The sequence below is a fragment of the Alginatibacterium sediminis genome (assembly GCF_003610775.1).
Taxonomy (GTDB): domain Bacteria; phylum Pseudomonadota; class Gammaproteobacteria; order Enterobacterales; family Celerinatantimonadaceae; genus Alginatibacterium; species Alginatibacterium sediminis.
Genome location: NZ_RAQO01000008.1, coordinates 380,385 through 392,460, shown reverse-complemented (window position 1 = coordinate 392,460; position 12,076 = coordinate 380,385). Strand labels below are relative to the sequence as shown.

The 12,076-nt window shown below is 44.2% G+C and carries 9 protein-coding genes; 5 read left to right on the top strand and 4 right to left on the bottom strand.

Going from position 1 to position 12,076, the window contains the following annotated elements; genetic code table 11:
- The first annotated feature begins 119 nt into the window (after positions 1-119).
- Both DBZ36_RS15705 and DBZ36_RS15700 read left to right on the top strand, forming a co-directional pair.
- Complete coding sequence (locus DBZ36_RS15705) at positions 120-1,067, top strand: TIGR01212 family radical SAM protein (protein ID WP_120355904.1); 948 nt, start codon at positions 120-122, stop codon at positions 1,065-1,067.
- Between the two features lie 50 nt (positions 1,068-1,117).
- Positions 1,118-2,932: a sensor domain-containing diguanylate cyclase gene (locus DBZ36_RS15700; protein WP_120355903.1), complete on the top strand. Its 1,815-nt coding sequence runs from the start codon at positions 1,118-1,120 to the stop codon at positions 2,930-2,932.
- A 38-nt stretch (positions 2,933-2,970) separates the two neighbouring features.
- Here the strand turns inward: DBZ36_RS15700 and folE2 are convergent, their stop codons facing one another.
- Positions 2,971-3,897 (bottom strand): GTP cyclohydrolase FolE2, encoded by a 927-nt coding sequence (gene folE2, locus DBZ36_RS15695; RefSeq protein WP_120355902.1) that lies wholly within the window; start codon positions 3,895-3,897, stop codon positions 2,971-2,973.
- Positions 3,898-4,053: 156 nt separating this feature from the next.
- On the opposite strand from folE2, the gene arcB reads away from it, so the two are divergent.
- Positions 4,054-6,378 (top strand): aerobic respiration two-component sensor histidine kinase ArcB, encoded by a 2,325-nt coding sequence (gene arcB / locus DBZ36_RS15690; RefSeq protein WP_120355901.1) that lies wholly within the window; start codon positions 4,054-4,056, stop codon positions 6,376-6,378.
- On the opposite strand, the gene DBZ36_RS15685 is transcribed toward arcB, so the two are convergent.
- Positions 6,355-7,284 carry a lysine exporter LysO family protein gene (locus DBZ36_RS15685; RefSeq protein WP_120355900.1) on the bottom strand — a complete coding sequence of 310 codons (930 nt, stop codon included), beginning with the start codon at positions 7,282-7,284 and terminating at the stop codon, positions 6,355-6,357. The genes arcB and DBZ36_RS15685 overlap by 24 nt on opposite strands.
- Positions 7,277-8,077, bottom strand: a complete 801-nt coding sequence (locus DBZ36_RS15680; protein ID WP_120355899.1) for a sterol desaturase family protein — start codon at positions 8,075-8,077, stop codon at positions 7,277-7,279. Before DBZ36_RS15680 ends, DBZ36_RS15685 begins: the two co-directional genes overlap by 8 nt.
- Positions 8,078-8,378: 301 nt before the next feature.
- Here DBZ36_RS15680 and DBZ36_RS15675 point away from each other — a divergent pair, with 301 nt between their 5' ends.
- Positions 8,379-9,560: an HD-GYP domain-containing protein gene (locus DBZ36_RS15675; protein WP_120355898.1), complete on the top strand. Its 1,182-nt coding sequence runs from the start codon at positions 8,379-8,381 to the stop codon at positions 9,558-9,560.
- Between the two features lie 29 nt (positions 9,561-9,589).
- On the opposite strand, the gene DBZ36_RS15670 is transcribed toward DBZ36_RS15675, so the two are convergent.
- A complete protein-coding gene (locus tag DBZ36_RS15670; RefSeq protein ID WP_120355897.1) occupies positions 9,590-10,771 on the bottom strand; it encodes a sugar efflux transporter in 1,182 nt (393 codons plus the stop codon).
- Positions 10,772-10,987: 216 nt separating this feature from the next.
- Here DBZ36_RS15670 and DBZ36_RS15665 point away from each other — a divergent pair, with 216 nt between their 5' ends.
- Positions 10,988-12,007 carry an extracellular solute-binding protein gene (locus tag DBZ36_RS15665; RefSeq protein ID WP_233558160.1) on the top strand — a complete coding sequence of 340 codons (1,020 nt, stop codon included), beginning with the start codon at positions 10,988-10,990 and terminating at the stop codon, positions 12,005-12,007.
- Positions 12,008-12,076: the final 69 nt, after the last annotated feature.

The following is a 12,076-nucleotide window of genomic DNA, read 5'->3' as shown; positions in this document are numbered from 1 at the left end:
TGTCGCGCGTAGTTTACGATAATCTGCTACAAATCGCACTGCTTAACGATCGAAGTCAATGTTGCTCTCAAATAAAACCTTATACTGCTCGCGTTTTATTGAAGCTTAGAGCCAGAAAGATGCAACTTGATCATTACGTCCACACCTTGGGTTACCATCTCAAGCAAAAATACCAAACCAGAGTTCGAAAACTAAGTATCGATGCTCAGTTTACCTGCCCTAATCGTGATGGCAGTATTGGTCGTGGGGGCTGCACTTTTTGCAATGTAGATTCATTCGCTAAACCGCAGGGGCAAATTCCAATTGCTCAGCAAATGCTAGAGCGACAAGGCGAGTTAAAACACAAAAACATCTCTTACTTGGCCTATTTCCAAGCGTATACCAACACCTATGCCGAAACCGAAGTCTTGCAACGCTTGTATGACGAAGCCCTGCAAGAGCCCAATGTGCTTGGGCTGTGTGTAGGAACCCGCCCCGATTGTGTTCGAGACGAGGTTTTATTGTTGCTGGCGCAATATCAATCTCAGGGTAAAGAAGTATGGCTAGAACTCGGCCTGCAAAGCTCTAGTGACCTAACATTGAAACGCATTAATCGCGGCCACGATTTTGCGGCGTATCGAGCAACGGTTCGTCGAGCCCATGATTTTGGATTAAAGGTGTGTACTCACCTCATTCTGGGATTGCCTGGCGAAAGCAGCGATGACTATATGCGCAGTTTAAACGATGTCTTAGAAATTGGAGTCGAAGGGCTGAAATTGCACCCGCTACATGTAGTGCAGGGTAGTAGTATGGCCAAAGCTTGGCAAGCAGGACGGTTAGACGTGCTTGGCATAGATGACTACGTTGCTCAAGCGGTGCGCTTAATTCAACATACCCCACCTGAAGTTATTTTTCACCGCGTAAGCGCTCTTGCACAAAAGCCAATGTTATTAGCGCCGGATTGGTGCTCAGATCGATGGCTGGCTCTGACTCAAATTGCCAAATTATTAAGTGAACAAGGTGGGCAAGGCATTGCTTTACAAAAAGAATGGCAAAAACTTGAACAATTGACAGCTATAGCCGTTTAAAGGAATATAAACCAACTTGATTGACAAATCATTCTTAAATAGTTGGAACTATGTTCGCAATATTGCCAGAGTATGGAAGCACTCTGTTATTCGCCACTGTGGCCGCTCTGGTATGTATAAATGGAATTGCTGCCTACCTTTGTAAGATGAAACAGCAGCGTTCTATTGAACGACACAACCGTTCGATGAACCCACTTGCACAAGCCGTTTTGAGTAACGTTGATGGGCATTGTTTATACGCCAATCGACAATTTTTACGGTTACTTGACCGTCGTGATATTCGTTCCGGTGAGCTCAAAATAGAGTTTCCTTGGGGGGAGGCGTTACTAGAAGCCTTGCAAAAAAAACGTGAGAAGCGCCATGTTGATGGATTAGTCTTTCCTGTGACACTCAACCAGAACACTTACGTTTTTAAGATTGAAGGCTACTCAGGGCATTACCGGCACCAGCCGGTTTGGTATGTCAGCTTTTCGGATATTACTGAACTGTATTCCCATCAACAAGGTCAGACGCAACAACTACAAGCGTTTCAAAGCTCTACCGATGCGTTGCATACCCCAATATGTCGTTTGGACTTAAACGAGCGAATTTTATTCTGTAATCAAGCATGGGCTGATTTCATAGGCCTTAAAGCCGCCGATTTACAAGGTAAAGCTATCAGTGATGTACTTAGTGTCGCCGAGGGTTCGAAATATAGAGTTTCGGATGCTGAGGAGTCTAGCGATGAGCAACGTCAGCTTCAGTTTTGGGTTCATTTCCCCGATGGTTCCCGTCGATATTTAGAACACACCATCAATCCGGTGTTAAATGAAAAGAAAGAAGCTATTGGTCACTTCCACACGACTCATGATCTAACTCGTTGGTATCAACTTAACACCGAGCTTGAACAAGAAGTTGCACAAAGTAAAGCAACGGAGCTTCAATTAAGTCGCCAAAATAGTTTAATTCGAACCGTACTCAGTGCCGCTATTGACCCCATTGGTTTTATCAATGAACAAGGTTACTTTATTGGCGGAAATGAGCCTTTCGCAGCAATGTTTCATTGTAGTACCGATGAAATTCGCGGTAAGCATTTTAGTGAACTTTGTGAAACCCAAGAACAAATCCAAAGTTACCAAAAGCAACATCAGTCGGTTCTCGAAAATGGTGAGACAGTTAGAGTGGAAGAACTGGTATATCTTGATGATGACCAACCGGTTTGGTACGAAGTGATAAAAAGTGCTTTCTTTGACGAGCAAACCCAAGAACGCGGTATTGTCTATATCACCCGAGACGTAACTGAGCGCAAACAAACTGAGCAACAACTAGCTGATGCAATTATGCAACTGCAAGAGCTAAGCTACGTTGACTCTCTAACCCAAGTTGCCAACCGTCGTAGCTTTGATGAGCGCTTGCGTAGCATGTGGGACTTACATCGTCGTGATGGCAAAGAACTAAGTTTACTGCTCATTGATATTGATTGTTTTAAACAATACAACGACCATTATGGCCACCAACAAGGCGATGAAGCACTCCGAGCTTGTGCCAAACTGATTAGTCAGAGTAGTAAGCGGGGTTCGGACATAGTGGCGCGCTATGGCGGAGAAGAATTTGCCATATTGCTGCCAAATACTTCTTCCGATGGCGCGGAACAAATTGCAGTGAACCTATTAGAACAATTTAAGCTCGCTAAAATTGAACATGCGACTTCATTTGTTTCAGAATACCTTAGTGTAAGTGTGGGACTTGCGACGATGATGCCAGAAGTTGAGCAAGACTATGGTGATTTGGTTGGTGCGGCGGATCGTTGTTTGTATCAAGCCAAGCATAATGGCCGGGCTCGTTATGCCCTTGCCGCAAATGTAGAGCTACAACTCCCGTTTTAAGCAACACAAGTTGTAGCTAATTTGTCGGTTTCGTCAGTTTATGCGGTGTAGCCGCCGGGTACACCTTTGGTGGTTTCACTGACCGCATCATGCGCGTGTAAGCTTTCTAAGTGGTTAACTCGCAGCCAAAAATCTGCGAACTCAGTTTGACCAATTAGTCGCTGTTGCAAACGTCTGGCTGCGTCTTCGCAAAACATTAAATTCTGACCATTAAGTCTGGCAAATTCTTGTTCGTCGGCACGTTTTACAGCGGCTTGCACAGGTGTCTGCAGGGCGTCTTCAATTGAGTTAATCAACTGAATGAAAGGAAAGTCTTTAACATTATCTGCCAAAATTACTTTTACTTCAGCGATACTGCGTTGGCTGTGCGGGGTGGCGACTATGCCTTGGGTACTGCCTAACCAGCGGTGGATGTTGTCAAAGTTTATCGCTTCTTTGTTTTGAAACTGCTGGCTAAACGCATCTTGAATTAGTTGCCGAGCCAAAGCCGCTGAACACGGGCAGGTACTAGAGTATGGAACATCAACTTTGAGCTCAACTTGCATGCGTTGGTTCTGATAGCGTGCATTTATTTGCATTGGATAGGCTTTCCAGCCAGTCTTTTTGGAAATTAGCGATTCCCGACGTAAATGGTAATCAAACTTGAAGCTTAATTGAGCTACATCACTTAAATCTTCATGACTACTAATAAAACCCTCTAAAAGAGTGCGTAAGCTGGCATAGTTGAGCACAGACTCCGTCGATAATTCGTCGAGAAGCAAATATAAGCGCGACATATGAATGCCTTTCGCTTCGGCAACGGTTAAGTTTACAAAGGCTTCCACGTCGGCTTCAATGCGAGTTGGTGCTTGGTTCTCAAAGCTAAGCATAATCGGGAGTTCTATTTTACTCATACCGACTCGGTCTAGTGTACCAGTGGTTTGTGCCTGGGTTGAGTTGGCGATGTCAGGCATTGCGTGCGGCATGGTTTTGCGACTCCAAAAAGCGAGGTCGATGTTTTAATGGAAAAACACCGTACTAAAATTTACAGTAATAAGGCCGCTGTTATATCACATTTTCGTGTTGAAAACGAAAGCTGCATTCATCAAGGACTGCGCCCTAAGGGCCACTAAGGATATCTGTTGACCCCGTTAAAGAAACTTGCCACCTATTACGTACATTTGTTGTCACATTTAGGGATTGTTCGCTTTAGTATTAGTTTAGCTACCGCCATTATTTGCGTCGCGTTGTTAATTCAAATGGCAGTCACGTTCGTCTTGACTGGCTCGGTTTCAGAGGTTGATTTAATTCGTTCAATCTTTTTCGCTCTGGTACTTACCCCTTGGGCAGTTTACTTTATGTCGGTGGTGGTCGAGCAACTCGAAGACTCGCGTATGCGCTTGACTGAAATGGTACGTAAGCTTGAACAAATGCGCTCCCGCGACCAAGAGTTAACCCAAACCCTGCAGCAGAATATTAATCAACTCAACAGCGAAATTGCAGAACGAGAAAAAGCCGAAGCCGCTCGTCAACACGCCATCAAAGAGCTAGAGAGTGAAGTGATACAGCGAGAGCGTGCTCAAGTTGAGTTAGAAGAGCGATCCGTGCTGTTGCGTAGCTTTATCGACAGTTCACCAGATCTGGTGTACTACCGAAACGAACAAGGGCAGTTCTCGGGTTGTAATCGAGCTATGGAAGAGTTAACCGGGAAAAAAGAGCGAGAGCTGATTGGACTCACTCCCTTTGACGTATATGAACAAGAAATTGCAAGTTTGGTGGTTGAAACCGACTCTGAAGTATTTGCCCAAAATGAGCCGCTAACTTATGAGCAATGGCTGCAATATCCCGATGGTCGCAAAGCCTTTTATGAACTGAGAAAAGTTCCTTTTTATAGTAACGAAGGCAGTCGTTTAGGTTTGTTGGGATTTGGACGCGATTTAACTGAGCGAAAATTCCAGCAAGAGAAACTAGAACAAGCGAGCCGAGATAAAACTCAGTTTGTTTCAACACTGAGTCACGAACTTAGAACCCCCCTCAATGGTGTGGTAGGTTTGAGTCGAATTTTGCTCGACACCAAACTTGACTCCTCCCAGCGTAAGCATGTGAATACAATTTTGTTGAGTGCTTCCACTCTAGGTAACATTTTTAACGACATTATCGATCTAGATAAACTGGACCGCCGTCGGTTTACTATCGCCAACGATGTGATGGACTTTTCCGCATTTTTAGTCGACATCGAGACCCTTACTCAACTACAAGCTCAACAAAAAGGCCTGCAATTTGATCTCAAATGCAGTGGCCCTATGCCTGAATTTGTAATTGCAGATCCAACTCGACTACGACAAGTCCTGTGGAACTTGACTCAAAATGCGATCAAATTTACTGAACATGGGTTTGTGACTTTATCCGTCACTGCTTCGGCTGGTTCTAATAATGAGAATGTCAATATTCGCTTTGATGTGGAAGACTCTGGAGTTGGGATAGAGCATGAGCAAATGGAACAAATTTTTGCTATGTATTATCAAGTTGAAGGGCAGCGAAAAGCCAATGGTACTGGAATTGGACTCGCAGTTACCAAGCAGTTGGTTGAGGCAATGGAGGGGCAGATATACGTGCGCAGCGAGCTTGGCAAAGGAAGTTGCTTTAGTGTGACCTTAGATTTGAAACGCAGTCAAAGTGAGCAACGTGAGATAGAAATTGATCATCCTCCTCTGGAGATTCTTCTAGTCGAAGATGTTGAACTTAATGTCACGATTGCTACTGCGTTGCTCGAAAATATGGGACATGTGGTGCATGTTGCCATGACAGGACAAGAAGCCATCGACATGTTCGAACCCGATGACTTTGATTTGGTATTACTAGACATTCAACTGCCTGATATGACCGGATTTGAGGTCTCGAGTTACTTGTTTGATCATCATCCGGCTTCATTGATGCCGCCTATCGTTGCCTTAACTGCGAATGTGGTCAGTAAGCCTGACGAATATAAGGCGGTAGGTATGCAAGATATACTTCACAAGCCAATCGATAAACGCTCAGTGATTCGTTGCTTTAATAGCTTGTTTGGACTAGAACCAAGTGAACCAACGTTTATAGCTTCCCAAAAGCCGGTATCGAACGCGCATATTGATATGGATTTATTGCAACAGCATTGGCAAACAATGGGCAAAGATCTGCTGTTGCGCAATATCGAGCTATTTGCCAAAGTCATGCCTGACTATATTGCTATTATTGACAGCAATTTGATTGCGCAGGATATGGACGCATTGGTCGAAGAGGCACATAAGGTGAAAGGAGCTGCGGGCTCTATCGGGTTAGCCCATATACAACGCTTAGCCAATAGTATTCAGTCGCCAGAATTACCAGCATGGAAAGAAAATATGCCCGATTGGATAGCACAAATGAAAGCTGACTATCCAAGTGATCTGGCCGAGTTAACTCAGTTAGTTCAAAGTATGGATCAATGAGAGCAGGCTTAGCAGCACGACTGGGCAGGCAAGCGACAATATAAAGCCACTGACCACTGCAATGGGCACCATGTTTGGCCCACCACTACGTGAAATCATCGGTAGTGAGAAATCCATTGCAGTGGCGCCAGAAATCCCAATGATGGCGGCAGGTTGGGTGCGAATAAATACCGGAATAAGCACTAAGGTTAATAATTCGCGACCTAAGTCGACTATAAATGCGGTGGCACCGAGAGCAGGGTTGATTGACTCACTAATTAATACTCCCGATAAACTATACCACCCATAACCAGAGCTCAAAGCGAGTCCGTGAAGTGCTGGTAAATCACTTAGTTTTGCACCTAATAATCCGGCAGGAATACTACTAAGCAATATCGTAACCGCGATGATTAATCCACGGCGGTTGAGTAATATTTGGCGCAAGCTAATCCCACTACTGCGCAGCTGAATACCAATGAGTAACACCATTAGTATTAAAGCCCATTCACTATAGGTGGCAGTATCTAAGCTTATCGCCATTTGATTGGCTCTTAATACTAAGCCTAATAACAGAGCCCCGAGCACCGTCGCAATCATTAGAACGGGTTCGAGCAGGGCACCCAGGTTAGATTTAGTTTGGTTCTGTGGTTTAACCTCAGGCATTGCAAGCAGTGGTTTGAGCAAAACTAAACTTGTGCCATTAAATAGTAACAACAAACTTAAAAACAAAAAGCTATTGCTTAGCATCGACTTAAGATTGTCCTGCAACTCTGGCATGTTAGAGAGGCCATAGCCCATCAAAAACAAAATCAAAAACAGTAAGTACTTACAAACCTGATTGATCAAATGCAGTCGTTCAGTCTTAGCTGGTGGGCACATGTAACCAAGAACCAGTGCGCCCAGTATCATCAGCAAGCCACTATACATCCATGCTGTCTCGCTTGAAGGGTTGCTTTAATAGCGCCACTAAATTTCGATTCTCAGGTTGCGGAAACTGAACTAAGCCTATTTGCATGTTTATGTGGCCAGCTTTGGGTTGGGCGACATAACTATTAAACAGTCGATCCCAAATTGAAAGATTAAAGCCGAAGTTACTATGGCACTCTCTGGGTTCAACACTATGATGTACTCGGTGCATATCTGGTGTAACGATTACGCGACGTATGATGTTGTCCCACGCTAAAGGTAGCTTTAGATTCGCGTGATTAAACATAGCCAGGCCATTCAAAATAATTTCGAATAGGATTACGGCGACCAGTGGTGGGCCAAGCAGCGCGATGACAGCTAGTTTGATGCCCATAGAAAGCAGTATTTCAATTGGATGAAAGCGACTGCCAGTAGTAACGTCGTAATCGGGGTCGCTGTGATGCACTTGATGTAACTTCCAAAGCCAAGCTTGCCGGTGAAACAATCGATGCTGCCAGTAAATTGCCAAGTCTAAAATCAGAATACTGAAAATAACACTCAAGCCAAGGGGCAAGTGTACTAGATTAAACAATCCAAAATTAACACTTTGCAGCTGAGCGGCGAAGCCAACGGCGCCGATAGGGAAAGCTAATTTAAGGATCAGGCTATTAGTGAACACTAAACTCAGATTTGCTGGCCAGCGCGCAGTGCGTTTGATATCGCGCTTTCGACGTGGAAAAATAGCTTCCAAAAGCATGAATCCAATGAGTAGTGAAAAAAAGACTACCATTCGAATTAGATTTGCTGATTCCATGCTGCCCTCCAACGATTTGGTTTGTAGCATAAGGGACTCTCAACTAGCTGTCCACGCTGCTTTTTTTGATAAGTTGAATGCTCTGTTTGTGTCACCAAGTTAAGCTTGGTTTGGCTAATTGTACCGTTTTCCTAAAACAGAGAGTTGATGTGGCTTGGTTTATTTGGGCTTAGCCTAATAGGTGCTTAGGTATTAGTAAGTCCTTATTCTTGTAAGTAAATGTGATGGTTATCGATTTTAAAGATTGCTCAAACACAAAGCCGCAGCGTAAACTAAATAATAATAACCGGAAGGATGAAGTATGCCTGTGACACCTACTCATAGCACTGAAGTTAAACCACGCTTCCAAGAGTTTGCCGTGAGTCAATTACAAATCGGTATGTATGTCGATTCGATTTTGTCTCAGTCGGGCAAAGCTGAGCTTAAGCAATCCGGGCGGATTGGAAAGGCTGAGCATATTGAAATTCTCCGTAAAAAAGGTGTCTTAACGGTTAAGGTGGACTGGCAGCGTTCGAAGGTCGAGCAGCCCAAAGATGCCGAAGAAAAAAGCCCTGAGTCTAAAGTTAAAAATGTGGCAGCTGCAAAGCGCATGTTTCAAGAAGCAAAATCACTGCAAAGCAAATATTTCCAACAGCTTCGCCAAGGTGAGCCGATCGATCTTCAGGAAATGGAAGAGATTGCATCGGGTTTAGTTGATGCATTAGGGGAGTTCAGCGAAGCCTTAATGGTGTTGTCTAAGTTGCGCGCCAAAGACAAATACTTGCTAGAGCATTCACTTAATGTAGGCATGTTGTTAGCCTATTTTGGCCGTTATCTTGGTATGGAACGTGACGTGCAAAGCCAATTGGTGATGGGTGGAATGCTTCACGATATTGGTAAAATCAATACTCCTGATGCCATTTTACACAAGCCTGGCCGTCTAACCGAAGCCGAATTTGTAGTGATGCGAGAACATGTCGTGCACAGTCGTTTGATCCTCGAGAAACAAGAAGGGATTAGCCAAATCATGATGGATGTCGCAGCTAATCATCATGAACACATTGATGGCAATGGCTATCCTCGCCACCTTAAAGAGGATCAATTAAGTATTTACTCACGCATGGCAACCCTGGTGGATGTATACGATGCCTTAACGGCTGATCGTGTTTATAAAAGTGGTATGCCCCCCACCAAAGCTTTTGGGATTTTACTCAAAGGATCAGGCTCTCAATTTGAAACGGGTCTACTTGAGAAGTTTATCCGCTGTATGGGCGTTTATCCTATTGGGACCTTGGTCCAGCTAAAGTCTGGACGCTTAGGGTTTGTGACCAATCGTCATGCGAGCAAGCCTATGCGACCAACGCTTAGGTTAGTTTACAATGCAAAAACCTCAATGCATATCGAGGTCGTAGATCTTGATTTGAGCAAAACCCCTCATGATGAAATTGAAGCGGCAGTGTCTGCGCGTGACTTTGGACTAGATATTCAAAACTACGTCCAGTAAATGGCGATAGTTTTTATAAATGACTGTCTCTAAGCCTTCTGTTCTGAGCTTGATACTCGAGCCGCCCAGCCTAAGCAAACAGCGGCGCATATGACGGCAATACTTGCTCCCAGGATTGCCGTTTGAAAGCTGTAAAACTGCGCGATAATCCCGGTTAAACTAGTGCCTATCATCATTCCTGCTCGCATACTATTGGAGAACAACGCCGAGGCAAAGCCAGGCCTGTTTGGCAGCATTTCTTGAATAACAGTGACACCTAAACTTGCAAATACTCCAAAGAATATGGCGTTGCATAACTGCAGAGCAATAAAGTGCCACCCTTGGCTTGCCGAATATATTCCAGTATAAAAGACAGCCCCGCAGATGGTTGCTATGCCCATAAGTTTTTGGGTTCCAAAGTGATTAGCTAAGCGGCTTGCGATGATCATGATCGGAACCTCCAAACCAGCGGCAACACCAAACAAAAGACCAGGTAAATAGGCCGGTAAATCGCGTTCGTTTAAGCTGTACAATGGCATTGCTGTGCCGTACATACCATTTGCCATATTTACAAAAAGTAGCACCAGGCATAGTAGCCAAATATGAAAACTAATGGGGGTATTAGGTTCTTGTTGTGAGTCTTTGGCCTTGATGCCTGTGTTTGGCAAGCTATAAATGGCTAAAACTACCGTCAACGCGGTGATGATACTGGCGCTGCCAAAGCTTGCCGTAAAGCCAAACTGTGCGATTAAACCGTAGGCTAGCGGAGGACCTGCGATCCAAGCGAGGGAAATCGTTGCCCGCATGACAGCATTCATATCGCGAACGTCGCGGTTTTGTTGGATTGCCGCCTCGCGAATAATGGTTAAAAGCAGCGGCATTGACGCCGCGCCAATACCCATAAAAACAATACCAGCTAACCAAACCTGCCAATAGTTATCAGCAATACTAAATATGCCACTGGCAATACTGATACTTAATAGCGATAAACAATAGCTGGTTTTCGCACTTAATCCTTTGTCAGTTAAGTAGCCCAAGACTTGGCTGATTATAAGGCCAGATAAGGTGACGCAAATTGTGTAAACACCGATCAAAATGGGAGGGCTTTGCAGTTCTTGGACTAAAAAGAAGCTCATCACCGGATAAATGAAAGAAAAACTAAGTCCGTTAAATAGGCAATTGAGGAGCAGAAGGCCTGTTTGTCCGGTGAAATAATGAGCGTAACTACGCATGTTGTTGCCTTAAATGAAAGCGAGCTTGCCAAAACAGCGCCTAGTTTAAGTGCTTTTTACCTGGTGGCAAGTCAACGGCGGCTAGTTAATTACGCAAGAAATTGCTTTCTATCAAGTGAAGGCGATTTAGTACACGAAAAGCTAGCATCATAAAAACCCCTATGATAATCTACGCGCAAATGATAACGATTTGTATTTAATTAAATGGAGCGTTCAATGCGTACATTACTTGGCTGTGTTTTAGCTGCTACTTTGTCTCTTCCAAGTATGGCTCAGGAAGAGGTTAATCTTTACTCATATCGTCAGCAAAGTTTATTACAGCCTTTGATCGATGCGTTCACTGCCGAATCAGGTATCGCTGTGAATGTGGTACATGCTGAAAAAGGCATAGCCCAAAAAATCCAAGCTGCTGGGGCAAATAATCCGGCTGATTTAGTACTTACAGTGGATATCGGTCGATTAGATGACGTTCGCAGTGCAGATTTACTCGCGCCTGTTAATTCAGAGGTTATTGACTCTGTAGTACCTGCTCACTTGCGTCACCCTGATAACCTATGGTTTGCACTGACTACTAGAGCTCGTGTTATTTATACTCATAAAGATCGTGTTGCCGAAGGCGAACTAAATTCAATTGCTGACTTAGCTGACCCGAAATGGAAAGGACGAATTTGTACGCGTTCAGGTAAGCATGTATATAACATTGGTTTGATCGCATCAATCATTGCTGAAGATGGCGAAGCCGCTGCACAGACATGGTTAGAAGGCGTTAAAGATAACCTAGCGCGCAAACCGCAAGGTAACGATCGTGCACAAGCAAAGGCTATTTTTGAAGGCCAATGTGATATCGCTATAGGTAACCGCTATTACATGGGTAAAATGCACTACAATGCGCAAAGCCCCGAGCAAAAAGATTGGGCCGATAACATCCGCGTGGTTTATCTTGACCAAAACATAGGTGGCCGTGGACAGCACATTAATATTTCAGGTGCAGGCTTATTAAAAACGGCTAAAAACCCAGAAAATGCTGTGGCATTGCTAGAGTTTTTGCTATCTGAGCAAGCTCAAGCATTGTATGCAAGTGCAAACTTCGAAGAACCAGTGCGTGCTGGAATTAAAACTGACCCTTATATTGAAACTTTGGGCGACTTTAAAGCTGACCGTTTGAACCTACAAGCTATTGCCGATAACCGTGAAGCAGCCGCTAAACTAGTTGATGTAGTTGGATTTGACTTGTAATACTGCTAATCTTCGCATCAGTAAAAAGCTAGCTTAGGCTAGCTTTTTTGTTATGAAATTAATCAACAA

Coding starts and splice junctions, on each gene's coding strand:
- DBZ36_RS15705 (WP_120355904.1), top strand. CDS start 120: ATGCAACTTGATCATTACGTCCACACCTTGGGTTACCATCTCAAGCAA.
- DBZ36_RS15700 (WP_120355903.1), top strand. CDS start 1,118: ATGTTCGCAATATTGCCAGAGTATGGAAGCACTCTGTTATTCGCCACT.
- folE2 (WP_120355902.1), bottom strand. CDS start 3,897: ATGCCGCACGCAATGCCTGACATCGCCAACTCAACCCAGGCACAAACC.
- DBZ36_RS15685 (WP_120355900.1), bottom strand. CDS start 7,284: ATGTATAGTGGCTTGCTGATGATACTGGGCGCACTGGTTCTTGGTTAC.
- DBZ36_RS15680 (WP_120355899.1), bottom strand. CDS start 8,077: ATGGAATCAGCAAATCTAATTCGAATGGTAGTCTTTTTTTCACTACTC.
- DBZ36_RS15675 (WP_120355898.1), top strand. CDS start 8,379: ATGCCTGTGACACCTACTCATAGCACTGAAGTTAAACCACGCTTCCAA.
- DBZ36_RS15670 (WP_120355897.1), bottom strand. CDS start 10,771: ATGCGTAGTTACGCTCATTATTTCACCGGACAAACAGGCCTTCTGCTC.
- DBZ36_RS15665 (WP_233558160.1), top strand. CDS start 10,988: ATGCGTACATTACTTGGCTGTGTTTTAGCTGCTACTTTGTCTCTTCCA.